This window comes from Gilliamella sp. M0364 (genome assembly GCF_016100565.1).
Classification (GTDB): domain Bacteria; phylum Pseudomonadota; class Gammaproteobacteria; order Enterobacterales; family Orbaceae; genus Gilliamella; species Gilliamella apis.
On record NZ_JACFSF010000001.1, the window covers coordinates 315,279 to 340,185 of the forward strand.

General features: G+C 33.9%; 23 protein-coding genes. 10 read left to right on the forward strand and 13 right to left on the reverse strand.

From position 1 onward, the window contains the following. The first annotated feature begins 454 nt into the window (after positions 1-454). Together H3U96_RS01460 and H3U96_RS01465 are read left to right on the forward strand one after the other, a co-directional pair. Entirely contained in the window at positions 455-949 is a 495-nt protein-coding gene (locus tag H3U96_RS01460; RefSeq protein ID WP_198195351.1) for a GNAT family N-acetyltransferase, read from the forward strand. Between the two features lie 48 nt (positions 950-997). Then, positions 998-1,726, forward strand: a complete 729-nt coding sequence (locus H3U96_RS01465; RefSeq protein ID WP_198195352.1) for a rhomboid family intramembrane serine protease — start codon at positions 998-1,000, stop codon at positions 1,724-1,726. Positions 1,727-1,780: 54 nt separating this feature from the next. On the opposite strand, the gene lolE is transcribed toward H3U96_RS01465, so the two are convergent. From lolE to lolC, 3 genes are read right to left on the reverse strand one after another with little or no spacing between them, the layout of a single operon-like run. Further along, complete coding sequence (gene lolE, locus H3U96_RS01470; RefSeq protein ID WP_198195353.1) at positions 1,781-3,019, reverse strand: lipoprotein-releasing ABC transporter permease subunit LolE; 1,239 nt, start codon at positions 3,017-3,019, stop codon at positions 1,781-1,783. Positions 3,020-3,039: 20 nt separating this feature from the next. Next, positions 3,040-3,738, reverse strand: coding sequence for a lipoprotein-releasing ABC transporter ATP-binding protein LolD (gene lolD, locus H3U96_RS01475; protein WP_198195354.1), 699 nt, complete (start codon positions 3,736-3,738; stop codon positions 3,040-3,042). Then, positions 3,731-4,933 carry a lipoprotein-releasing ABC transporter permease subunit LolC gene (gene lolC / locus H3U96_RS01480; RefSeq protein ID WP_110453577.1) on the reverse strand — a complete coding sequence of 401 codons (1,203 nt, stop codon included), beginning with the start codon at positions 4,931-4,933 and terminating at the stop codon, positions 3,731-3,733. Before lolC ends, lolD begins: the two co-directional genes overlap by 8 nt. A 159-nt stretch (positions 4,934-5,092) precedes the next feature. Between lolC and mfd the strand changes: the two genes are divergently transcribed. From mfd to mmuM, 5 genes are all read left to right on the forward strand, one after another. Next, positions 5,093-8,554, forward strand: coding sequence for a transcription-repair coupling factor (gene mfd, locus H3U96_RS01485; protein WP_198195355.1), 3,462 nt, complete (start codon positions 5,093-5,095; stop codon positions 8,552-8,554). A gap of 31 nt (positions 8,555-8,585) precedes the next feature. Then, complete coding sequence (locus H3U96_RS01490; RefSeq protein ID WP_198195356.1) at positions 8,586-10,103, forward strand: DUF945 family protein; 1,518 nt, start codon at positions 8,586-8,588, stop codon at positions 10,101-10,103. A gap of 97 nt (positions 10,104-10,200) precedes the next feature. After that, a complete protein-coding gene (locus H3U96_RS01495; RefSeq protein ID WP_198195357.1) occupies positions 10,201-11,586 on the forward strand; it encodes a YdgA family protein in 1,386 nt (461 codons plus the stop codon). Between the two features lie 68 nt (positions 11,587-11,654). Beyond that, entirely contained in the window at positions 11,655-13,046 is a 1,392-nt protein-coding gene (mmuP, locus tag H3U96_RS01500; RefSeq protein ID WP_086360711.1) for an S-methylmethionine permease, read from the forward strand. Then, on the forward strand, positions 13,046-13,990 hold the full coding sequence (gene mmuM, locus H3U96_RS01505; RefSeq protein ID WP_086360712.1) for a homocysteine S-methyltransferase: 945 nt from the start codon (positions 13,046-13,048) through the stop codon (positions 13,988-13,990). Before mmuP ends, mmuM begins: the two co-directional genes overlap by 1 nt. A gap of 270 nt (positions 13,991-14,260) precedes the next feature. On the opposite strand, the gene hxlB is transcribed toward mmuM, so the two are convergent. The 9 genes from hxlB to H3U96_RS01550 form a co-directional block, all read right to left on the reverse strand. Beyond that, a complete protein-coding gene (gene hxlB / locus H3U96_RS01510) occupies positions 14,261-14,797 on the reverse strand; it encodes a 6-phospho-3-hexuloisomerase (RefSeq protein ID WP_086360713.1) in 537 nt (178 codons plus the stop codon). A 10-nt stretch (positions 14,798-14,807) separates the two neighbouring features. Then, complete coding sequence (gene rpe, locus H3U96_RS01515; protein ID WP_065651067.1) at positions 14,808-15,458, reverse strand: ribulose-phosphate 3-epimerase; 651 nt, start codon at positions 15,456-15,458, stop codon at positions 14,808-14,810. Between the two features lie 15 nt (positions 15,459-15,473). Beyond that, positions 15,474-15,989 (reverse strand): YjbQ family protein, encoded by a 516-nt coding sequence (locus H3U96_RS01520; protein ID WP_034901959.1) that lies wholly within the window; start codon positions 15,987-15,989, stop codon positions 15,474-15,476. A 91-nt stretch (positions 15,990-16,080) separates the two neighbouring features. Continuing rightward, positions 16,081-16,365, reverse strand: a complete 285-nt coding sequence (locus H3U96_RS01525; protein ID WP_034901958.1) for a PTS sugar transporter subunit IIB — start codon at positions 16,363-16,365, stop codon at positions 16,081-16,083. 14 nt (positions 16,366-16,379) lie between these two features. Continuing rightward, entirely contained in the window at positions 16,380-17,717 is a 1,338-nt protein-coding gene (locus tag H3U96_RS01530; RefSeq protein ID WP_034883654.1) for a PTS galactitol transporter subunit IIC, read from the reverse strand. 29 nt (positions 17,718-17,746) lie between these two features. Then, the gene (locus tag H3U96_RS01535) at positions 17,747-18,202 is read right to left on the reverse strand and encodes a PTS sugar transporter subunit IIA (RefSeq protein ID WP_034901957.1); all 456 of its coding nucleotides are present in this window, start codon (positions 18,200-18,202) and stop codon (positions 17,747-17,749) included. Continuing rightward, the gene (locus tag H3U96_RS01540) at positions 18,192-20,168 is read right to left on the reverse strand and encodes a transcription antiterminator (protein WP_065578682.1); all 1,977 of its coding nucleotides are present in this window, start codon (positions 20,166-20,168) and stop codon (positions 18,192-18,194) included. Before H3U96_RS01540 ends, H3U96_RS01535 begins: the two co-directional genes overlap by 11 nt. A 318-nt stretch (positions 20,169-20,486) precedes the next feature. Next, complete coding sequence (locus H3U96_RS11380; protein WP_370545624.1) at positions 20,487-20,750, reverse strand: YbhB/YbcL family Raf kinase inhibitor-like protein; 264 nt, start codon at positions 20,748-20,750, stop codon at positions 20,487-20,489. A gap of 127 nt (positions 20,751-20,877) precedes the next feature. Beyond that, positions 20,878-21,486, reverse strand: coding sequence for a riboflavin synthase (locus H3U96_RS01550; protein ID WP_065613026.1), 609 nt, complete (start codon positions 21,484-21,486; stop codon positions 20,878-20,880). A gap of 194 nt (positions 21,487-21,680) precedes the next feature. Between H3U96_RS01550 and crcB the strand changes: the two genes are divergently transcribed. Next, the gene (gene crcB / locus H3U96_RS01555) at positions 21,681-22,058 is read left to right on the forward strand and encodes a fluoride efflux transporter CrcB (protein ID WP_086357257.1); all 378 of its coding nucleotides are present in this window, start codon (positions 21,681-21,683) and stop codon (positions 22,056-22,058) included. A gap of 106 nt (positions 22,059-22,164) precedes the next feature. Beyond that, complete coding sequence (locus H3U96_RS01560; RefSeq protein ID WP_065578678.1) at positions 22,165-22,563, forward strand: cell division inhibitor SulA; 399 nt, start codon at positions 22,165-22,167, stop codon at positions 22,561-22,563. A 273-nt stretch (positions 22,564-22,836) separates the two neighbouring features. Here H3U96_RS01560 and H3U96_RS01565 read toward each other — a convergent pair whose 3' ends face one another. Further along, positions 22,837-23,463, reverse strand: a complete 627-nt coding sequence (locus H3U96_RS01565; RefSeq protein ID WP_198195358.1) for a TetR/AcrR family transcriptional regulator — start codon at positions 23,461-23,463, stop codon at positions 22,837-22,839. A gap of 218 nt (positions 23,464-23,681) precedes the next feature. On the opposite strand from H3U96_RS01565, the gene H3U96_RS01570 reads away from it, so the two are divergent. Beyond that, positions 23,682-24,893: a Tm-1-like ATP-binding domain-containing protein gene (locus H3U96_RS01570; RefSeq protein ID WP_198195359.1), complete on the forward strand. Its 1,212-nt coding sequence runs from the start codon at positions 23,682-23,684 to the stop codon at positions 24,891-24,893. The last annotated feature ends 14 nt before the right edge of the window (positions 24,894-24,907 follow it).

A 24,907-nucleotide genomic window follows, 5' to 3' on the forward strand; every position in this document is an offset into this window, starting at 1 on the left:
GATGCCCGATGCCCGATGCCCGATGCCCGATGCCCGATGCCCGATGCCCGATGCCCGATGCCCGATGCCCGATGCCCGATGCCCGATGCCCGATTAAGACCATATTTTAACATATTTTCAGTAATCCTTGCTGAAATTTACATTTAATTTACTATAAAACAATAAGATAAGTATTAAACATTACATTTGTAAGTTTAATAATCCATCAAACTAAAATCACAAAAAATGCACATAGAATATTAATCTAAAATTGATGATATGTAATATTTTTTTATGTAAACATTTGTTAAGCAATATATTAAGCAATAATAAAAATGTTGCGAAACAGCTTTTTTGAGTGAGTTATTGTTCCGATTTTATAATTACTTATGATTCAAGCAACTTTAACAAATATTGCTTGCTAATAGCAAAGCCATTACAATGAAGCACAATTAACCATAACTCTTTTATTCCTATGATTACTTATGTTAATGCCACTTTAGATGATTTACCTTTTATTGTTGATGTTTATAATTCAACCATTGCTAGCCGTCAAATTACCGCCGACTTACAACCTGTTTCAGTCGAAAGTCGCGTTGCTTGGTTTGAGCAACATAATCCGCAAAAACGTCCGCTTTGGTTAATAAAATATCAGAATCAACCTTGTGGCTGGGTCAGTTTGTCATCTTTTTATGGTCGTCCAGCTTATGATAAAACAGTTGAAATCAGTCTATATCTTCATCAAGATTTCCGAGGTAAGAAAATTGGCCAAACCACGGTGGCACAGATTGAAGCTTTTGCCAAACAAGCGGGTATTGATGCTATATTGAGCTATGTTTTTGGCCATAATATTCCAAGTATTAAATTATTCGAAAAAATGCATTATCGACAATGGGCATTACTGCCTAAAATTGCTGAACTTGATGGTGTTAAACGTGACTTGATTATTTTAGGTAAGCGATTTGATTAAACTAATCATCAAATTTAATGTCAGTTTTTCAAAAGGAAACCATAATATATGTCTATCCTAAAATATGTTCAGCCGATCTATAATCAAGCAAAAATTACCAGTATTTTGATATTGCTTAATATTGCCTGTTTTTTTATTTCTCGACTACTTGATGAGCGGGGATTCTCAACATTCAGTCAGAATAGATTCCTGATTGATTGGGGTGCTGATATTGCTCAATTAACTTTTTCTGGGCAATATTGGCGCTTATTTACTAATATTTTTATGCATGTTAGCTTAACTCATCTTGCCATGAATATGCTAGCATTGTGGAGTATTGGCACTATTCTAGAACGCTTGATACCACCATTAGCATTTATTGGCATTTATCTATTATCAGGATTATTTGGTAGTTTAGCCAGTGATGTTGCCACTATTAATTATAATGTCATTAGTTGTGGCGCATCAGGTGCAATTTTAGGGATTATTACCGCATTACTTGCTTATAGCTTAATTAATCGTACTGACTTACAAGAGATGCCTATCAAATCAATCGTAGTCAGTTTATTACTGACCTTTGGTTTAGGGTTGCTACCTTCTATTGATAATATGGCGCATATTGGTGGAGCAATCACAGGGCTTATTTTAGGCGGATTAATTAGTGTTTGTTTAGAAAAATTCCGCAATCGAAAACAGATCTGCACACTATTAATTATCACGATATTAATAGTTTCATCTTTACTTTTATATTGGGGCTATCAGCATTATCAATTGATAAGTGGCTATCAATATTATTAAAAATAAGGCGCAAATCAGATATTGCGCCTTGTTTATATTCTGTTTAATTGTAAATTAATAACTACTTAACACTCTGGCCGGATCGATTTTACAAGCTCTTTGCGCTGGATAATAGCTGGCAATCAAACTTAGTAACATAGCCGTAATAAATACCAAGATGACATCCAAAAGATGAATTTCTGATGGTAAAAAATCAACAAAATAGATATTGCTGTTTAAAAATTTGTGCCCCATTATTGATTCAACCGCTGCCATAATATTGGAAAGTTGCCATGCCAAAATAGATCCAAGCAATACACCAATCACACTACCAATTAATCCAGAAAGCACACCATACCAAATAAAAATGCGTTTTATTAGACGATTAGTCGCCCCGAGTGTTTTTAGAATAGCAATATCACGTTGTTTATCTTTTACCGCAATAACCAGCGTCGACACAATATTAAAACAAGCCACACCAATAACCACAATCATCGCTAAATACATAATTTGTCTAATCATTTGAATATCACGATACATGAAGCCAAAGGTATGTTCCCAACTGTTAAAACTAAGATCTTCTTCCAGATTCAATATTGCATGGCCAATAATAGCACTAGCTTGATAGACATTATCAACATTAAGCATTAACCCCGTGACACTGTCACCAATAGCAAGTAACTTTTGTGAATCAGCTAATGGTAATAATGCAACATTGTTACTTAACGTACCACTTAGATCTAAAATACCGTGTACTTGCAAACGAACACGACGAGGAGGCTTAAGTTGCTCAGGATTGTTTGATACAGGAATAAGTAAAGTAACCCACTGCCCTTCATTAACTGCTAACGATTTAGCTAATCCGGCACCTAAAATGATTTGTTGGCTATCAGCTTTAAAATCTTGCCATCTATTATTAAGTACATAGCTAGGTAAAGAACTAATTTTCTGTTCCTGTTCAGGATCAAGTCCTTGTACTTCAACGGCACCAAGCTTACTGCCATTTTCAATCAATCCGGTAAAGCTAACGTAAGGCGTCACCGATAATATATTTTTATTTTCTTGTAACTCGGTTTGTACCTGTTGCCAATTATCTAAATTGCCATATTGTGAATAAATTTGGCCGTGTGGTACTACCGATAACACCCTATCGTTGAGTTCTCGTTCAAAACCATTCATGGCGCTTAAACCAATAATCAATGCGGCAATACCGATAGCAATGCTCAAAGTTGAAATAATTGATATCAATGAAACCATGCCACTTTTACGGCGACCTTTACGAAATTTAATGGCTGTAATTAATGATAAATTCATGTTTAATTATCCATTCACCCTTAATTAACAGAATTACTGGCAGATAACTGACCATCACTCATAATCAACTGTTGATCAAGTTTGTTCGCTAAAACTAAATCATGAGTTACGACTAAAAACGCTGTGCCGTGTTCACGGTTAAGTTTGATTAACAGATCAAAAATGGCATCAGCGGTTGATTTATCTAAGTTACCAGTAGGTTCATCGGCCATCACTAAAGCCGGATTATTTATCAATGCCCTGCCTATTGCCACTCGTTGACGTTCACCTCCAGATAATTCTGCAGGACGGTGATTAGCTCGTTTAACTAAATTTACCGACTCTAGCATTGCCATAGCGCGTTTTTTAGCCTCACTTGGTGAGGTACCAGCAATTAATAACGGCATCGCCACATTTTCCAATGCAGTAAAGTCTGGAAGTAGATGGTGAAACTGATACACAAAACCAATTTCTTGATTACGTAAATGTGCTTTTTCTTGTTCTGATAACTGATTAAGTTGTTGTGATTTAAATATAATTTCACCTGAAGTTGGTTTGTCTAATCCACCCAATAAATGCAATAAGGTACTCTTTCCAGATCCTGAGCTACCAATAATAGCGAGTAATGATTGCGGATAAATATCAAATGAAACATTTTTTAGTACTTCAGTGACCATTTTGCCTTCTTTATAGGTTTTATAAAGATTTTTAGCCGAAAGAAGTGGTTGTAAATTACTCATAACGTAAAGCCTCCGCTGGTTGAATATTGGCTGCACGGTAGGCAGGATAAAGTGTTGAAATTAGTGATAACATAAGTAATCCGAAAATAATAAATACTATCTGTGAAGGCTCAACCAAACTAGGTAATTCAATACCAGCAAAGGATAATCCAAGCACTGACATCAATTCATTAAGATATGAAGCCAGTAACAGTCCTATAGCACTACCAAGTAAAGTACCAATGACACCAGAACTAGCACCTTGAATAATAAAAATCAGCATAATTTTAAAACGTGACAAGCCTTGCGTTTTTAAAATCGCGACTTCGCCTTGTTTTTCCATAACCAACAAACTTAATGAAGTAATAATGTTGAAAGCTGCCACAATTACAATCAAACTAATTAATAAGCCCATTACATTTTTTTCCATCTTAATTGCTTGAAACAATTCACCACGTTTAGCTCGCCAGTCAGTAAAAACTAAATCATCGGGTAACGAACGATTAGTTACTGATGAGATGTCCAGTGGATGTGTTAAAAATAATCGCCAACCACTAATATTATTCGCTGGATAACGTAATAAATTTTTGGCATCAGATTGATTGATATAGATTAACGCTTGGTTAATATCATGATTGACCGAAAATAAACCACTTATAGTAAACAAACGTTGTGATGGAATGCGTCCAACTGGCGTAATCTGGCTAGCATCAGTAACCATTAAGCGAATTTTGTCACCAACCAATACACCAAGTTGATTAGCCAATGTCTGTCCCAGTATCACATTATAGCTACCCGCTTGTAATGAATCGATTGAACCTGTATAAACATAATTTTCTATTGGATCATGATCCTCTGCGGTGATACCCATTAAGGTACTAACCGTAATACTTTGTTGACTTTGTAGTACCACATCACCGGTAATTATTGGCGTAATTCGTTCAACGCCTGGGATATTTTCAAATTGTTTAGAATGAATGACTGTTGTATCGATTCTTCCGGTTTTTGAAGTAATTTGCGCTTGAGGAAAAAACTTCAAGATACTATTTTGCATCTGATCTTCCAATCCATTCATTACCGACAAAACCACAATCAAACCGATAGAACCGAGCATGATGCCAATCATAGATAGCCAAGAAACAAAGCGACCAAACCCATCGGTTTTTTGCCCGTATACATAGCGTAAACCTATATAAAATACTAATGGACGAAATATTTTTGACATAATAGTTATAAAGTACCTAAAGTTTTCAATTAAGTTTAACCAGTTAAATTTTAACTGCTTATCATACAGGATTAAACAGTTATAGAAAACAACCATATAATTACGTTATAATCTTAGGCTAACTTTGTCGCAATTATCTATTATTCTAACATGTCAAAAACATACAATATTTCTAACATCATTCCTAAAAAATCAGGTGAAGTAAAACAAGTCGGTCAACTTGTAGGTTCTTCCCTATCCCAATTTTGTGCACAGGCTATTGATGCACACAATGGTTTAGTAGTGATTGTTACAGATGACATGCAACAAACAACTCGGCTTCATGAAGAGTTGAAACAATTTTCAACTTTTCCATCGATTTTTTTTCCCGATTGGGAAACACTACCTTATGATAGTTTTTCACCGCATCAAGATATTGTTTCCGAGCGGCTATCTTGTCTTTATCAACTTGGTCATTTAACTAAGGGTGCCTTAATCCTACCAATTAATACTCTTATGCAAAAAGTATGTCCACAAAACTACTTAGGTGGGCATGTATTTATGATGAAGAAAGGCTTAGCTATAAGCCGTGAAAATCTGCGGTTACAACTTGAAAATGCCGGTTATCGTTCAGTAAGTCAAGTCATGGAACATGGCGAATATGCAACTCGAGGTGCACTATTTGATATCTTTCCAATGGGCAGTGAAAAACCATATCGCATCGATTTTTTTGATGACGAAATAGATAGTATTCGCACTTTTGATGTTGAAAGCCAGCGAACACTGGATGAAATTAATGAAATTCAACTTCTTCCAGCCCATGAGTTTCCATTTGATAAAGCATCCATCGAACTGTTTCGTAGTCAATGGCGAGAACAATTTGAGGTAAGACTTGATCCTGAAAGTATCTATCAACAAGTCAGTAAAAATATTTTACCTACAGGTATCGAATATTGGCAGGCACTATTTTTTAACGAGCCACTCACGCCACTATTTTCTTACTTTTTATCCAATACGTTGATCATTAACACAGCCAATATTGAACAATTTGCTAATAAATATTGGCAAGATATTACGCAACGTTATGAGAGTCGCAAAGTCGATCCAATGCGACCACTGTTAACACCAACGGTAATTTGGACAAAAACCGATGAAATCTTTGCTCATTTTAAACAATACCCTCGAATCACAATATCACATACTGAAATTAGTGAATCGAACAGAAGTATTAATTTACCTTTTAGTTTATTGCCAGAGATTGCGATCCAAATTCAGCAAAAACAACCTTATTTACATTTTCAGCAATTTACTCAAGATTTCCATGGTAAAATCATTTTTTCAGTTGAATCGGAAGGCCGTAAAGATGCCTTACAAGAGATCTTAGGCAGAATACGAATACACCCGACAACTATCTCTCAGCTTGATGAATTAGCCAATACCGAAAATCGCTATTTTTTAATGATCGGTGCCAGTGAACAAGGTTTTATCAATCAACAACAAAATTTCGCTTTTATCACTGAAAATGAATTATTAGGTCGTAGGGTTATTCGGCGAAAAAAAGAGAGCAAACAGGCGATCAATATCGATAGTTTAATTCGTAGCTTAGCCGAATTAACCCCTGGCAAACCAGTGGTACATTTAGAACATGGTGTAGGTCGTTATGCTGGTTTAACAACATTAGAGACCGGTGGTATAACAGCCGAGTATCTTATCTTGCTCTATGCGAATGAAACTAAACTCTATGTACCGGTTTCATCACTAAATTTAATTAGCCGTTATTCAGGTGGCGATGAAGATAATGCTCCACTAAATAAATTAGGAACGGATACATGGAGTAAGGCACGACAAAAGGCTGCCGAAAAAGTACGAGATGTTGCCGCTGAATTACTTGATATTTATGCTGAACGAGAAAGCAAGCCCGGCTTTGAATTTAAACAAGATCGTGAACAATATGAGCTGTTTTGCCAAGCTTTTCCATATCAAGAAACCGACGATCAACAAAATGCCATTGGCGCAGTTATTGGTGATATGTGTTCACCTTACGCAATGGATCGATTAGTCTGTGGTGATGTTGGTTTTGGTAAAACCGAAGTGGCTATTCGTGCCGCATTTTTAGCAGTGATTAACCATAAACAGACCGCCGTATTAGTTCCGACCACATTACTGGCTCAGCAACATTATGAGAGTTTTTGTGATAGATTTGCCAATTGGCCAATCCGTATCGAAAGTTTGTCTCGCTTTAAAACCGCTAAACAGCAGCAAGCCATTATTCAAGAACTTGCTGAAGGTAAAATCGATATTGTCATCGGTACCCATAAATTATTACAAGAAGATGTAAAATGGCAAGATTTAGGCTTATTGATTGTTGATGAAGAACATCGCTTTGGTGTTCGTCAAAAAGAACGAATCAAAGCAATGCGCGCCAATATCGATATACTCACTTTGACCGCCACCCCTATTCCACGTACCCTAAATATGGCAATGAGTGGTATGCGTGATCTATCAATTATTGCCACACCACCTGCGCGTCGATTAGCTGTAAAAACCTTTGTTCGAGAATCTGATGATTTAGTCATTCGTGAAGCCATTCTACGGGAAATTCTCCGTGGTGGTCAGATTTATTATCTACACAATGATGTCTCGGATATTGAAAAAGTGGCAGAAAAACTAACGGAATTGGTACCTGAAGCTCGTGTTGCTATAGGCCATGGTCAGATGCATGAACGTGATCTTGAGCGAGTTATGAATGATTTTCATCACCAACGATTCAATTTATTAGTATGTACAACTATTGTCGAAACAGGAATCGATATTCCTAATGCCAATACGATTATTATCGATCGTGCTGATAAATTTGGTCTTGCACAATTACATCAATTGCGAGGTCGAGTTGGGCGTTCGTATCATCAAGCCTATGCTTATTTATTGACACCACATCCAAAATTATTAACTAAAGATGCTAAAAAACGCCTTGACGCTATTGCTACTTTAGAAGATTTAGGTGCTGGATTTGCCTTAGCCACCCATGATCTTGAAATACGAGGTGCCGGTGAATTACTTGGTAGTGATCAAAGTGGTCAAATTGAAACAATAGGTTTTAATTTATACATTGAATTACTTGATGATGCGGTTAAATCACTTAAAGAAGGCAAAGAGCCTACCCTCGAATCACTACTTAATAATCAACAAACTGAAGTTGAATTACGTTTACCAACACTGATTCCAGATGATTTTATCCCTGACGTTAATACCAGATTATCACTATATAAACGAATTGCTAGTATTGAAAACCTAGATGAACTTACCGATATACAAGTTGAAATGCGAGATCGTTTTGGTCAATTACCCGACCCAGTGCTATTTTTATTAGAAACGACTAAAATCCGCTATCAAGCAAGTAAATTGGGCATTACAAAAATCGAATATGGTGAAAAAGGCGGCTTTATAGAATTTGGCTCTAACAACAAAATTGCGATAGATTATTTAATCGAAACGATTCAAAAATCGCCAAAAAATTATCGCCTAGAAGGAACAAATCGATTAAAATTGCTTAAATCTGATCTACAGCGAGTTGATCGCATTGATTATATTAAAAATTTATTAGCTGATTTTGCAGAGCATCAAGAAAAATAGCTAAAAATATAACAGAATATAAAGAGTAAAAATGAAAAAGACGACACTGGCTGTTGGCGTTATCGCTATATTAGGTTTAAGTTATGTCGGTATTGCCTGGCATACAGGAAACCTAATTGAAAGCAATCTTGATAAATCATTAATGCAAGTTACTGAGCAATTTAACAATAGTCAAAATGTGTTTAAAATCAACATCAGCCATTCTAATGATGAAAAACATCTATTTTCAACCAAAACTCATATTAATATGACCCTATCTTCCAAAGATGGCAGTTTTGCTGATGTTTTAACGCTAGCTGATAAAGATTTCACAATCCATCATGGTCCATTACCAATCGCAGCCTTAAAACAAGGCATATTTTCACCGCAAATGGCTTGGGTGGGATATGAAACTAGCGAAGAATCTAATCCATTATTATGGAAGACTAATGGTAATCGCCCCTTTATTACTGGTTATATTAGTTTAGATTATAGTAATAATATAATTATAAAACTTTTCAGCAGGAAAATAATTCATCATAGAGAAACAGATAATCATATTAAATTCGAATCCGAATTAGGCAATGGTAATTTCACATTTATTAGTAATATTGATTCGGCTATCCCTTCAATAACACTAAATTTAGATAGATTTCACACTAAAAAATCAGTTCAATATATTACATTAGATAAGCTTCACATTGATCTTGATGGCGAAAAACAGTCAAATATGATTCGTTATAATTTAAATTTAGATTCTTTAAAAACTAATTTAAAAGATATTTACTTCAATTATGAATATGACTATGACAAACCTGATAACAATACCTTTTTAATTGAAAATTTAAAAGCAAATGGGATTATTGATTACGTTAATCAAAATATAACTTTAAATACTAATCTTGATAAATTCAGCTTAATGGCTGAATCAGATGAACAACTACCCTCTACTGAATTAGACAAACTATCTATTAAGCAAAAAATCGATTTAAGTGATACTCGCGTTCTTAATGGCTCGTTCACTTGCAGTGTTGACTCAATCTTATATGGACAACAGAACTTAGGTAATGCAAATATAGATATAGATTATCAAGGTATAGATAAAGCACTGTTTGGTGATGCATTCATAAATGGAGATGCTACAGATAATCAACCTATTCACAGTAAAATTGAACTTAAACAACTAAATTGGCACAATCTTGATGGTGATATCAATATTAGTGGCATAACGACTATCAACAATTTTGATAACACCATGTTAGACGATGACAATTTAAATAGAATCAATAGTTTTAAATTAAATATTGATGCACCACTTAAAGTCTTAGCCCGTAGCTATGCTCAATTTCATCATCCAGAAAATAATGAACTAACTGAACAACAACTTAACGAATCGAAACAAATCGTTAAAAATCTATACCAACAGATATTAAATAATTCACCACTATTCAAATATAATAAAGGTGACGAGCAAGGAATATTTACTAATATTGATATCCCTAACAACAGTGGCCAAGCTAACGTTAATGGTGATATTTTTAACAAAGATGATATGCTTAGTCTATTTTAAACTAGCTTAGTCATAATTTAACTAAATAACTAAATCATATTTTAATGAAATATATTTTATAAATAATTTAAAGAAAATAGAAGGTAAGAGAGTAAACATGAAGAAAAGTACACTGGCAATTGGCGTTATTGCAATATTAGGCCTTGGTTATGTTGGTATAGCTTGGCATACAGGCAATGTAATTGAAGCTGAGTTAGATAACACATTAAAAAACATAACAAAACAAGTTAATAATTTACAGAATGATGTTGAAGTACAAATCACCCATTCTAATGATGAAAAAGGTATTTTTTCAACTAAAACACATATAAAAATTATAGCTCAGCCAGATGATGCATTCGATCCTATTACACTATACGAGGATGATATCATTATTCATCATGGCCCATTCCCACTAGCAGCCTTAAAACAAGGTACTTTTTCGCCACAAATGGCGTGGCTTGAGTATCAAGGTACAGAAAAATCTAACCCAATTTTATGGAAACTTGCTGGTAACCGGTCATTTGTAAATGGGCATATCAATTTGTCTTATTCTAATAATCTAACCTTTAATATGACCACCCAACCGATTGTTTTGAGTGATGAAGATCTTATTTTCCAATTTCTTGAAGGTAAGCTCGAACTAGGCCAAATAAATTATGAGGTGTCTAGCAACCTAGACTATGAAAAACCTTCTTTTTCAATATTTATTGATAATTTAAATTATAAAAGACACGATGGTGATGAGATTCAACTAAAAAATTTAAAAGTTATTAATAAAATTGATTATCAAAATTATTTCTTCGAAGCACAAAATAGAGTTGATGATTTATTTATTAATTTAAAGACTAATACCAACAAACCAACAATTGTGCTTAAAAATTTTGTAATGGACTATAAACTTGCCAATAAAACAACTGGCCTTGAAGGTAATATGGATATTGCAATTGATGCCTTTAATTACGGCAAGCAACAAATGGGAAATGGTACTCTTGAACTTAATGTTCAAGGGTTAGATAAATCATTTTTAGACGATTATACGCAAATATCTTGGTTATTAGATTCAGCTAATAACTCAAACATCACCAATACTAAAATAGACATTAAAAAATTTCATTGGCACAATGCTTCTGGTGATTTCAACTTTAGTGCATTAGTTGATATTGCTAACCTTAACCAAATGACAATTTATGATAGAGACATTGACAAAATTAACCAACTTTCAATAAATCTTGAAGCACCATTTGCTGTAATGGCAAGATTTATGTCACAAATAGAAGCTCCTGAGTCAGAACAAATAACCGACAATCAGCTGCAAAAAACAAACAATAATTTACAATTAATGGCACAAATGGCACTGAGTACTTCGCCATTAGTCACCTTTAAAAAAGGTAATACCTCTGGTATATTTAGCGAACTTGATTACTTAAAATCAAACGATCAAGTGACTATCAATGGCAATAAAATTAGCAAACAAGAATTTCTAAACAATTTAAACTTCTAATCTAAAAAATTCCGCCTATCATCAGGCGGAATACCATTTAAAACACAATTTAATGAGCCAAAACTTATATGAACAAAAACTCTTCTGCCGTGCCTGAAAATCAATTTAAACGATCAATGAAGACTCGCCACTTAATCATGTTATCACTAGGTGGTGTTATAGGAACTGGATTATTTTTTAATACTGGTTATATCATTGCTACTGCTGGTGCTATCGGTGCAATTATTGCTTATTTAATTGGTGCAATTGTTGTCTATTTAGTTATGCTTTGCTTGGGTGAGCTGGCTGTCGCGATGCCTGAAACGGGCGCATTTCATACTTATGCATCAAAATTTATTAGTCCTGCAACGGGCTATACGGTTGCTTGGCTTTATTGGTTAACCTGGACTGTAGCATTAGGATCAAGTTTTACTGCTGCCGGTTTATGTATGCAATATTGGTTCCCACAAGTATCAGTTTGGATTTGGTGCTTAGTTTTTTGTGTAGTCATTTTCTTATTAAATATTATTACCGCACAATTTTTTGCCGAAAGTGAATTTTGGTTTTCCATTATTAAAGTGATTACCATTATTGTATTTATCATCGCTGGTAGTGCGGCTATCTTTGGGTTTATTCCAATGAAAAATAACCTACCTGCGCCATTTTTGCATAATATTACTGAACATGGCTGGTTTCCTAATGGTATTATTCCGATTGTTATGACCATGGTATCAGTGAATTTTGCATTTTCAGGGACAGAACTTATCGGTATAGCCGCTGGCGAAACCCATCAACCAGAAAAAACCATTCCCTTAGCGATTAAAACCACTATTCTAAGATTGATTATCTTTTTTGTTGGTACCATTTTTGTGTTAGCTGCCCTGCTACCAATGGAACAAGCAGGAGTTATTAAAAGTCCATTTGTCGAAGTATTTGAAAGTATCGGTATACCTTATGCTGCTGACATTATGAATTTTGTTATCTTAACTGCCATTTTATCCGCAGCTAACTCTGGATTATATGCTTCTGGTCGTATGTTGTGGTCGCTATCTAATCAGGGTACATTACCAAAATGCTTTGGTAAATTAAATCCAAAAGGTATTCCAACTACTGCTATTGCGGTTAGTATGATTGGTGGTTTATTAGCACTGTTTTCCAGTGTTATTGCGCCAGATACTGTGTTTGTAGGCTTAACGGCAATTTCAGGATTTGCCGTCGTTGCTGTTTGGTTAAGTATTTGTGCCTCACATTACTTTTTTAGAAAACAATTATCTACCGCTGAAATACAATCTCTAAAATATAAAGCACCTCTTTATCCATTAGTGCCTATTTTAGGGTTTATATTATGTTTAATTGCTTGTATTGGACTGGCTTTCGATCCTGAACAACGGATTGCCCTTTATTGTGGTATTCCATTTGTAGTGGTTTGCTATATCGCCTATCATATTACCCGAGCTTATCAACAACGAGTAAATCGATAATGTCAAAAGAAAATCCTATATCGCAGTTATTAAACCAAAATAACTACGTAATTATTGACGGTGCTTTAGCAAGTGAGCTACAGCGCCGTGGTTGTGATCTTAATGATAGCTTATGGTCAGCTAAAGTATTAATTGAACAACCCGATCTTATTAGACAAGTTCATTTTGATTATTTTAACGCAGGGGCAGATTGTGCTATTACCGCTAGTTATCAAGCGACACCATTAGGTTTTGCCCAAAAAGGGATATCACTTGCCGAATCAATAAATTTGATTAAACAAAGTGTAACGCTAGCTCAACAAGCCAAGCAGCAATATCTAGATCAAATTAAGTCAGATAAGTTATTAGTTATCGCTGGTTCGGTGGGGCCTTATGGAGCCTATTTGGCAGACGGTTCAGAATATACAGGCAATTATCAACTCAGTGAAAATGAATTTATCGATTTTCATCAGGCCAGAATGCAAGCACTTATAGATGCAAAAGTTGATATTTTAGCTTGTGAAACCCTACCCAATTTTGTTGAAATAACAGCGTTAGCTAAACTACTACAACAATATCCAACAATGACAGCATGGTTTTCGTTAACGTTAAAAGATGCCAATCACCTTAGTGATGGAACTCCACTTGTCGAAGTGATTGATTATCTAAATCAGATTGATCAGGTAGTTAGTATCGGTATTAATTGCATTGCCTTAGAAAAGGTCTCTCAGGCATTAACTGAATTACAAACACTCACGGCGAAACCCTTAATTGTTTATCCTAATTCAGGCGAGCAATATGATCCAACCACTAAACAATGGCACCAAGATCATCAACATAATTGTACCTTTGATAATCAATTGCCAGTTTGGATCAAGTTAGGGGCCAAATTGATTGGTGGCTGCTGTCAAACAACTCCAAATGATATTGCACAAATTGCTCACTATTTAAAAGCAGCTAATTAAGTATAATCGATAGTTTACATTTATAGCTTTAGACCAATAAATCAGCACCGCTAATTAAATCGATAAGATTAATTAACGGTGTTTTTTTATATAATTATGAGTTTTATAACCTAAAAAACCCCTCTCCTCAATTTTTTTGCTTCAAAAAAGTGCTTTCCTCAAAATTTTTTCAGCCACATTTAATAACATAGTATTCATCGGTCCCATCGAGCATCGGAATTACTATAATAAGTAGAATTTTATCTCAACTTTGTTAGTTTAGTTTGTACTCTATTCAATATTAGCATGGCGATTTTTCATTAATTCTGGTGTCTGTTGCAATTCTGTCATTAGACTGTAAACAATGCTGTCATAAGTGAGTAATGATAGTTGTTCAAACGTACTGCCCATGGGTTGATTTAGTTCAAGCACTTTTATTGGAATCGCCACAATATTATCCGCTAACTTAGCTAAGCTAGAGTTACCATTGGTAGTAAATAATATTATTTTAACGCCAAGTGCTTTTGCTTGATTAGCATAAGCAATTAAGCTTTTGGTTTCACCGGAACTCGATCCTAAAATTAATAAATCACCGACATTTGCTTTTGGTTTACTAATTTCAGTTATCAAACTAACATTCAAGCCCAAATGCATTAATCGATTAGCAAATGCCCCAATCATTAATCCAGAGCGGCCTGTCCCAGCAAGAAAGATGTGTTTTGCTGCAATAATGGCATTTTTAAATTGGCTAAGTTGTTCCTCATTGATGGAGCTTACTTGTGCTGATATTTCAGTTAATATTTTTGATAATACATCTTTAGTATCCATTATTATTTCCCTATTTGATTGCCGCTTTTAATCTTTCTATATTGCTTTCGAGCGGATTATTGTTAAAGATAAATCCACCCGATACGATACTGTTGGCGCCAGCCGCAACACATGACGATATGTTTTGATCGTTAATATTGCCATCAACCTGAATATCGTAATGGTAATTACCGATTTGCTTTAAACTTTTTAATTGTTCTATTTTTTGTAAGGTAAAAGGTAAAAAACTTTCATTTTTTTGGCCTGGATTGACGGTCATAACTAAAACCTGATCGACCTGAGGTAATAAGAGCTTCAGATTTTCAACTGGTGTACAAGGGTTTATGGCTATACCGACTTTAATATTACTATTTTTGATTTTATTAATAATATATGAATGATGCGCTGTCGCTTCATAATGAAAGGTAATAATATCAGCTTTAGCATCGATAAAATCAACTATAGCTAATTCAGGTCTTTCAACCATTAGATGGCAATCTAAAATAAAATCAGTATGCGCTTTTAGATTTTTAACAAAGCTAGCGTTAAAGCCTAGATTTGGTACATAATGATTATCCATTACATCAATATGTAGTTGGCGAATACCTAAAGTTTGTAGATTTTCTAGAGTTTCTTTGATCTGATAAAGATCAGAATTAAATAGTGATGGAGACAGTATCATAATTATCTCCTTTTATTAACAACCCATCAGCATAAAATTAACATTACGTTTCCTTTCACGTAGTGCATCCCAATCGACAAAATAAATTCGTCCTAACTGCCCTAATAACGGTTGACCATCTTTAATAATTAATACAATTGAAAAATGACCAAACAGTGATGATTTGATATGAGCATCGGTATTTAACATAACCCATTTTTCAGCTGGATAATTAGGATCACTAAGACTTAAACCAAATTCAACATGCTTCGGACCTGGTGAGTTATATTGATTTTCGCTGGTCATCCGTGGAGCAATTTTTTCTAATGTATTGTTGATATCCACTTGCAGAAATTCATCACCAAAAAAATTGGTATCGTGCATGCATTCTTCAAAAAAAAGTGAACATGTTGTATGGCTAGTAGCTATAGTTAATTGACCATTTTGGATATTGGATTGCTTTACAAACTGTTTTAATTGCTCGGTAATATCGTGGTATGAATGTCTACCTGCAACTGTGTTAATTTCAATGGCATGATGAATAATATTCATAATAGTTTATTCCTTGTTATAGCCCCATCTAATTTGTGGTTAAGCTTCACAAAATAAATGAGGCAATCATTATCAAAACTTAAAGTTGAATTTAAATAGCTAAACGCTTTTTCAATTCAGCAAAAAATTCATTTAATCCAACACCAGTAAGTAGTGGTAATCCATTAATCACTTTCGCTTTAATTGAATCAGGTACAATCGTTGTACTTACAACTACATCATAAGAGTCAATCTTATTAAGTTCATCAGCAATCTTAGATTGATAGATTTTTACCTGATCTGTTAATTTTTCATCACTGAGCCATTTATTCACTTTGCTTACTGCGATAGTTGAAGTTGCATGCCCTGCACCACACATGATAAGTAAATTCTTCATATGATTATTTCCTTTTAATACATTTCAATTTTTTTGATTTTGTTGATATAGATAAGCAAGCAAAGAATGACCAGCGCCAAACCAATTAAACCAATAAAACCAAGATGGGTTAACAATAGTACGAATAAGGTTACTGGCCATAATCCACATAAAATGACAGTAACAATACCAGCAGTACCTACATCGTAATTAGCCAAATGGAATACATCAGTAATAACTGGAGCAAGCCATGTTGCCATATATAAGCAGACGACCAAATAGATGGTGCCACCTAAAATTGAACGAATAATATTACCTTTGAAAAACGGTACCATTAAACAGATGCCAAAGGCATAGAAAGCTAAATCACCAAAAGGTAGCACTTTATTACCCGGTAAAATTAAGGCTAATAATAATGAAACTGGCACCATAATTAACGCAGTTGCCATTACCGCAGGATGACCAACAGTTAACGCAGCATCCATACCGATGTTAACTTGTTTGCCATTGAGTTTTTTACTGGTAAATTCACGAGCAGCATCAGCAACAGGAAGTAAACCTTCCATAAACATAGCCACCATTTTCGGCATAATTTTCATGATTGCAGCAGTTGAAATTGCTAATTTACCAATTTGTGGAACATCGTAATTAGCTAAGATACCAACAACAATACCGATGATTAAACCAATTACCACTGTATCACCGAAAATCCCAAATCGTTTGGTTAATGTTTCTGAATCAGCATTTAATTTGTTTAGCCCTGGAATACGGTCAAATATCCAATTTAATGGTATTGCAACAATTGCACCTGATAATGCCATAAGGTGAGTAACGGCAATACCCGGGTATCCAAAGAATGAACTAATTGGTTTTTGTAAAAGATCAGCCAAAAACCATTGCAACATTACTGCAGTGATACAACCAATAATACCAACCCAATATTCACCAGTTACAGAATAAGCTACTAAGCCGAGGAAAATTGCAAACCAGAAGTTCCAAATATCGACATTTAAAGTTCTAGTCCAACCGAGTGAAATAAATAAAAAGTTGATAATTAATGAAGCAGGAATGAGTAATAATCCCAATGTAGTTGAGAATGCTAACGGACCACCTACACCACAACCAATATCCATGATGCTTAATGACGTTCCATATTGCTCACCCATTTTTTGAATCGCAACACCTAACGTATCTGATAATAAACCAATAACTAAACCAAGACCGACAATACCAATACCGACGGTAATACCAGACATTATCGCTTTGGAAAAGCTAACTCTGAAAAACAAGGCGATAATAAAAATGATGATAGGTAAAAAAACGACCCCACCTAAATTTATTAGCCATTGAAAAATATTAATGACACTATCCATTTGTAACTCCTTAATAAAAATAATCCATCCTATTTAACACCAGCGCTATTTAAAATAGAGATAAATTCGTTAGTTGATTGACATTGTTCTAATAATTTTATTTGCTCCTCATTTTGAAATAAGCCGATTAAATTTTGTAAATTCTCAACTTGTTCATGTGCTTGCTTCATTGCTAACATGAAAATAAATTTGACCGGTATTTGCTCTTTATCATCGGTCATACCGGAAAAAATCACCGGATGTTTTAGCGATGCAAAACAAATTTGTGATTGATTCACTTTTGAGGAATCGGTGTGGGGAATTGCAAAACCAATCGAATTAACTAATAAACCTGTAGGGTATTGCTGTTCTCTTTCTAAAATACCTGTTAAATAATCTTGTTTAACAATGCCATGTGACAATAACATTTGTGCCATTGTGGTTAAGATCTCTTCTTTGGTTTTTGCCTCAATGTTAAATAGGCATAAATGTTGATCAAAGTACATTCTTGATTCCTCTTTGATTATCCAAAAATTGTTTAAGTTGTTTAAAATTTATAAGATTTTTTAAGGATGAAATTGCTTGTTTATTTGAAACAATTTCATAAATTTCGGTAAAAACGTCATTAATGCTATTGATATTATCTTCGGAAAGACTAACCATAATAATAATACTGACATCAATCATGCCCCATTTTATTGGTCGTTTTAAGGTCATAATTGAGATACTCGATTTAATAACAAACATTGGCGAGCCATGCGGTAAAGCAATACCGTTTTCAATTGAAGTGTCGCCGATTTCTTCTCGATATAAAACTGAGTCACGATAGTTTTTAGTCACTAAGCCTTTATCTTCTAACTTACTTATCAGCAAATTAAGGCAGTCACTTTTATGTTGAATATCAACATTTAATTCAATTAAATCCGCATTGACAAATTTGGCGGTAGATGGGTAATAATTACCTTTGTCTGAAAAATCGGATTGTTTATTCAAGACATAGTTAGCGTAAGCTTGAATAATATTTTGATAGTCTTGTTTGTTCAACAAAGATGATATTTTGACCATCGGTTTATTAATATTTTTGATATCAAGAGTGGTGATGATCAAGTCGACATTACTAAGCTTAGTCGAATTCAGTTTAGCCACAGAATACACTTCAATATTATCTTTAGATGGCAAAAATTTGCGGACTTTATTTAAGATTAAATTTGATGATGAACATCCATATTGACATATAATAACGATGTTATTGGCATCAGCGGCTTTATCTAAGGCTATCTGGAAATGAATCAATAAAAATGAAATTTCATGATCATTTAAATGAATATCAAATTTACGTTCTAAGTCTGAAAGTGCATACCATAACACACTAAATAATTTCGAATATTCCTGTTTTATTTCATCTAATATTGGATTAATAATACGAATTTGCTTTTGCAACCGAGTAATCATCGGTGGAAAATGCGACAATAATGAGTGAAATAATTTTCCATCACCAGAGAGATCGACACTTTCAATATCGCCTATTTTTTTGATGATCCTACGAATAATTTGCTCATAAAAACTATCATCAACAATGACATTTTCATCAATAATACGATGAGCAAAAAACAATTTACTTAGGTATTTAATATCATTGGTAGAAAACGTCACATTAAAAGTTAACTCTAACGTTTTAGCCAATTCCGAGGCAATCAAATAAGATTGCATATATCGGATATGATTAAATAAGAAATCACTCTCTTCCGGAATTGAATAACCTAAACACAATCTTTTTAGCTGAATGGTGATAGATATCAGTAATGAAGATAAATAATGTTCCGAAGATTGTACGACTACCGATTCAAAACGTTCAAATAATAACTGAGTTATCTGTTCAAAAGAGTCATCGCCAATAAATGATTTCATCAATTGATTGAGATAATAATCATCTTGTTTATGAATATACAAAGATAAGAAATGTTTAATCGCTCGTTGAATTTGATTTTCATTACCGTCAACATAAATTCCTTTATGAGTGACATTTAATAGAATATTTTCTTGTTCAAGAGCTCGATTAATAAATTCAATATCTTTGTGTAACGATGTTTTACTGACTAAATAATCATCCGATAATTGTTCCAGTGATACTGATTCACTTTTAAGTAAACAGCGTTTGACGATATCTAATCGACGGTATTCAGGACTTAAGCGTCGTGATTTTTGATTGAAATAGCTATGACTATTTTTTTGTTCTAAATAGCTAATAATCGGCTCAATATCGGTTTTTTCACCTACTAGCATTAGCCCTTTACGGGGAGACTTTTCGATTCGAATATCCGTATTCGGTACCGTTATTAACTGTTCATTTAGTTTTTCAATATCGTAATATACCGTTTTAGTTGAAATAGATAATTTTGAACTAAAAAAAGCAGCCGGTTTAAATTCCGATTGGCTAAAAAGTAGTTTAAGTAATTTGATTTGTCTTTCCATTACTCAACTCCTTTTTCTAATTGTTGTTGCAATACATTCATAACTTGATGATTTAAAGTATAGTTAGTTAAATAAATAAGACGATTACATTTTTTTCCAGATTAATCTGGAATAGAATGTGATCTTAATCAATGTAAAATGATGGGATTGACTGAATATCAAGCTTAAGATGGGGTATTTGTTGTAATAATGTAGATAATCAATAATAGGTAGATATTGAAATAGAAACTTATGCAGAACGTAACATCTTAGGCTAAAGACCAAAACGTTTTTTGAAATAATGGGTATAACCAAACTGATTGGGGCGATATGTTAGCTTTACAGAGGAATATTTACCACCTGCCAATGCCACCAACCGCATCCCGTCGGTGCATCAGGATCATACATGGTCAATACTAAACTTTTAGCATTAGTTGGAATATTCAGCCATTCAATTTGCGGTGAGATGTTATCGCCAATACAACCAAATTGATTGGCAATAAATTTACTAGTAAATCTATCTTTAGCTAATTCTGGAATGATTAATTTTAATTGATCGGCTAAACAATCAAAGGTGCAAGCATCGCCAAGCTTAATAATAATGGTTTAAAGTGTTTTGCTATAAACATGTTGTTTCCTTTTTTATTAACATATGAATGTTTAACAATAAACCATTATTAACGAACAATCAGTACACTATCAGCCAATTTAGGTACAAATTAGCTTAACTTTATTTTTTTGTTGCTAATACCCTTTCTACCGTATCAACGATAGCTTGAGTTTGTGAGTCAATTTCAATATTTACTTCATCACCAATTTTTTTACTATCTAGAGTGGTAATCGCTAATGTTTCAGGAATTAGATGGATATTAAATTGATTATCTTTTACTTCTCCTACCGTTAAACTTGCACCATCTATACCAATAAAACCTTTGAATAAAACATATTTTATAAATCTTTCTGGTATAGCTAACGTCATTTGACAATTAGTTGCTGTTTTTTGGATGTCAATAATGGTGGCTCGACAAGATACATGTCCGGACATTACATGGCCACCAATTTCATCACCGTATTTTGCACTACGCTCAATATTAACCAAATCATTTAACTTTTTACTGCCGAGAGTTGTTAAGGCTAACGTTTCTTGCATAATATCAAAAGTAACCCAATCATCTTGAAAATCGGTCACGGTTAAACAACATCCATCGTTAGCAATGGATGCACCGATTTCGATATGTTGTGTTAATTTTGCTGGTAATTTTACCTTATAAGTACGTAATTTATCTTGATCGATGATATCAATAATTTGACCAACACCTTGAACGATTCCAGTAAACATTATTATAACCTTTATTATTCATCATGATTATCAGCTATTTTAGCGCAAACGATAAAAAAATAATAATGATTACAATCAAATGATTTTGGTTAACCTGCCTGATAAATGAAATAATTTACTCTGTAAAAAGATACCCATTTTATTAGTCTACTGATATGATCATGGTTAATTAATGATTTAAAGGTTTTCCATTTATGTTAAAACTTATTTTAGCTATCTCGGTCGGTTCAGTTGCTGGAGGCTTATTGCGCTGGTTTTTATCGTTAAAGTTAAATGTGATTGCTTTTACTATTCCATTAGGAACCTTAGTTGCTAATTTAATTGCTGGTTATATTATCGGTTTAGCCATTGCCTTTTTTAATCACACCCCCCTATCCCCTGAATGGCGATTGTTAATAATTACTGGTTTTTGTGGTGGATTATCGACTTTTTCCACCTTTTCAGCTGAGATTGTTAATTTTCTTCAGGAAGGACGTTTTGGTTGGGGATTAACTACCATCGCGATTCATGTCGCAGGTTCAGTATTGATGACCTTTTTAGGTGTTTTGACTTATCAATATTTTCGCTCATGAAGATATATTACTACATAATAATCTAAAAAATGAGCATAAATAGTATTTACAACCGCAAAATACTGTATTAATATACACTGTATAAGTAAACAGTATAGAGGTTATTATGCTTATTGAACATTCATCACCACAACTTATGGCTATAAATTTTGAAACACCTTTTCAACAAGTGTTGCAACAGCAGAGACCTTTATTACGTTCATTCAATAAAGAAAAAAAATGGCAATTATGGCTATCAGATCGTCCAATGTTAAAACGTTCATGGCTAAATATTGCCGGGCTTGATAAACAAAAAGTCGTACATTTGGCTAACTTAACTAATAATAATTTAGTCTCGACTATAGAAAAGGCATTACAAAGTAAAACCTGTAGTTATGTGGTTGCTTGTATTAACGATCTTAATGAGCAGGACAAACAACGTTTACAACAGGCCGTATTAACTAGCGATACATGTTTATTCTTAGTTCACGATGAACAAAGTCAGCCAGCTATTCAATACCATTAATTTGAAAATTAACCTTTCAAATAAAAATAGTGTTTGGCATACAATTTAATTATTTTTTATTAACAGCCGTTGTTATAAAAAGACACTATCTAATGTGGTAGTGTCTTTTTTATTTATACTACTATCATTAATGTTAAATCACCGAATAAGCTAAATTGTTTACTCTAGCAAAATATAAGTGAACTTTTATAAAAGTTGTTGAATCAAGTTAAACGGCTAGTTGGAATTGTAAGTTAAATGAGTGAAAAAAATTGTTAATCGAACTCAGAGCAATCAAGATTCGGTCATCGATTCATCTTGCGCTTCTTGTTTAGCTTGATTGATGATAGCTTTAACAATCCATTGTGAAAGATCTATCACTTGCTCACTCTCAAAGTTCCAAATATCTTTTAACACCATGAATATTTCAGAACCATATATGATTGAAATTGAGTAGATAACTTTATCAAAAAGCTCATCAGAAAATTGAGCTCTGAGTGGCTGTAATAAATTGGTAAGAATTTCCTTACGATTACCTCGCACAAGTTTTTTAGTCTTTTCCGTTATTTGTGACCGTTCATCTGCCCATTGTTTTAAAGAGAGGCTTAAAGCTGCACGTAATGTTCCTTCATGTTTTAACATTTGCGGCAAAGCAAAAGCTAAAAAATCATATATCCGATCTTCGACATTTTCTCTATCTGATTGCCATAAGAATATTGGACTAAGTGATTGTTCAACAGCCGCTGATATTAAATCGGTTTTAGTCGGAAAATAGCGATAAGCAGTAGCTCTAGAAATACCTGTTCTATCTGATAATTCAGTAATAGATATATCTTTACCCTGCTCTAAAGCCTCAATCGCAGTTTCGATAAGACGATCGTAAGTTCTTTTTTTGGCCCCAGAATATTTCTTAGAATTCATTAAGCTATTTATATTCATATTGTTATTTATTGCCAACTAGTAAACTTTTGTAAATTATACAACTTTTTTAACATAACTATAATATTAAAAAAATTTAAAAAAAAATTTAAAAAAAATGAGACTAATGTCTCATTTTTAGCTTATAATTATCAAAGTAGTAATCGCTGATAGTTGAGTAAGAAGTATCGAGTTCTATTTTATCTGTTAAGGAGAAATAAATGGCATCGCATAATATGGTTTACTTAGTCGCGACACTAGACACAAAAGGAGAAGAGATTGTTTACGTCAAACATTTACTTAGTAAAAGAAATGTTGCAAGTAAAATAGTTGATATCTCCACTAAGCAACCGCATTCTTTTAATCACATTGCTGATATTAGCGCCAGTACTGTTGCTAAATATCATCCCGAGGGTGAAAAAGCGGTTTTTGCCACCGATAGAGGAAAGGCTATCGTTGCAATGGCTAATGCATTTAAACAATTTTTAATAGCGCAAAATGATGTTGACGCTATCCTCGGTTTAGGTGGCTCGGGTGGTACCGCATTAATCACTCCAGCTATGCAAGCACTGCCTATTGGCGTACCAAAGTTGATGGTTTCAACCATGGCCTCAGGTGATATATCTGGGTATATCGGTGCAAGTGATATTGCGATGCTCTATTCGGTTACAGATATTGCTGGCGTAAATGTTATATCAAGGAAGGTACTCGCCAACGCAGCTAATTCCATCGCAGGTTCAGTGTTATTTAAAACACAAGAACAAGTCGAAGATAAACCAGCAATTGGATTAACCATGTTCGGAGTTACAACCCCGTGTGTTCAATCGCTTTCAGCAAAATTAAATGATAAATATGATTGTTTAGTTTTTCATGCAACGGGTAGTGGCGGTAAAGCAATGGAAAAATTAGCTGATAGCCATTTATTAAAAGGTGTACTTGATATTACAACCACTGAAGTTTGTGATCATCTATTTGATGGAGTACTTGCTTGTGATGATGACCGATTTGAAGCCATCGCAAGAAGTCAAGTTCCATATATTGGATCATGTGGCGCCCTTGATATGGTTAATTTCGGTAGTCCAGATACTATTCCAGAAAAATATCGAGATCGTCTGTTTTATCCTCATAATCCACAAGTTACTTTAATGCGAACCACGCCTGAAGAAAATAAAATCATGGCAAATTGGATCGCTACTAAACTAAATAAATGTCAAGGCGAAGTAGTTTTTATTATTCCTGAAAGTGGTTTTTCTGCACTTGATATTGAAAATGGGGATTTTTGGTCACCGCAAGCGGATCAAGCTTTCATAGATGAGTTTGAAAAAGTCTTTATTCAAACTGAAAAACGACGGTTAATAAAAACCTCGCATCATATTAATTCACCAGAATTTTGTAATTTAGTTATTAACGAATTTAAAAATATAATTAAATAAAGTAATGGAGAAAA

Coding starts and splice junctions, on each gene's coding strand:
- H3U96_RS01460 (WP_198195351.1), top strand. CDS start 455: ATGATTACTTATGTTAATGCCACTTTAGATGATTTACCTTTTATTGTT.
- H3U96_RS01465 (WP_198195352.1), top strand. CDS start 998: ATGTCTATCCTAAAATATGTTCAGCCGATCTATAATCAAGCAAAAATT.
- lolE (WP_198195353.1), bottom strand. CDS start 3,019: ATGAATTTATCATTAATTACAGCCATTAAATTTCGTAAAGGTCGCCGT.
- lolD (WP_198195354.1), bottom strand. CDS start 3,738: ATGAGTAATTTACAACCACTTCTTTCGGCTAAAAATCTTTATAAAACC.
- mfd (WP_198195355.1), top strand. CDS start 5,093: ATGTCAAAAACATACAATATTTCTAACATCATTCCTAAAAAATCAGGT.
- H3U96_RS01490 (WP_198195356.1), top strand. CDS start 8,586: ATGAAAAAGACGACACTGGCTGTTGGCGTTATCGCTATATTAGGTTTA.
- H3U96_RS01495 (WP_198195357.1), top strand. CDS start 10,201: ATGAAGAAAAGTACACTGGCAATTGGCGTTATTGCAATATTAGGCCTT.
- mmuP (WP_086360711.1), top strand. CDS start 11,655: ATGAACAAAAACTCTTCTGCCGTGCCTGAAAATCAATTTAAACGATCA.
- mmuM (WP_086360712.1), top strand. CDS start 13,046: ATGTCAAAAGAAAATCCTATATCGCAGTTATTAAACCAAAATAACTAC.
- hxlB (WP_086360713.1), bottom strand. CDS start 14,797: ATGGATACTAAAGATGTATTATCAAAAATATTAACTGAAATATCAGCA.
- rpe (WP_065651067.1), bottom strand. CDS start 15,458: ATGATACTGTCTCCATCACTATTTAATTCTGATCTTTATCAGATCAAA.
- H3U96_RS01520 (WP_034901959.1), bottom strand. CDS start 15,989: ATGAATATTATTCATCATGCCATTGAAATTAACACAGTTGCAGGTAGA.
- H3U96_RS01525 (WP_034901958.1), bottom strand. CDS start 16,365: ATGAAGAATTTACTTATCATGTGTGGTGCAGGGCATGCAACTTCAACT.
- H3U96_RS01530 (WP_034883654.1), bottom strand. CDS start 17,717: ATGGATAGTGTCATTAATATTTTTCAATGGCTAATAAATTTAGGTGGG.
- H3U96_RS01535 (WP_034901957.1), bottom strand. CDS start 18,202: ATGTACTTTGATCAACATTTATGCCTATTTAACATTGAGGCAAAAACC.
- H3U96_RS01540 (WP_065578682.1), bottom strand. CDS start 20,168: ATGGAAAGACAAATCAAATTACTTAAACTACTTTTTAGCCAATCGGAA.
- H3U96_RS01550 (WP_065613026.1), bottom strand. CDS start 21,486: ATGTTTACTGGAATCGTTCAAGGTGTTGGTCAAATTATTGATATCATC.
- crcB (WP_086357257.1), top strand. CDS start 21,681: ATGTTAAAACTTATTTTAGCTATCTCGGTCGGTTCAGTTGCTGGAGGC.
- H3U96_RS01560 (WP_065578678.1), top strand. CDS start 22,165: ATGCTTATTGAACATTCATCACCACAACTTATGGCTATAAATTTTGAA.
- H3U96_RS01565 (WP_198195358.1), bottom strand. CDS start 23,463: ATGAATTCTAAGAAATATTCTGGGGCCAAAAAAAGAACTTACGATCGT.
- H3U96_RS01570 (WP_198195359.1), top strand. CDS start 23,682: ATGGCATCGCATAATATGGTTTACTTAGTCGCGACACTAGACACAAAA.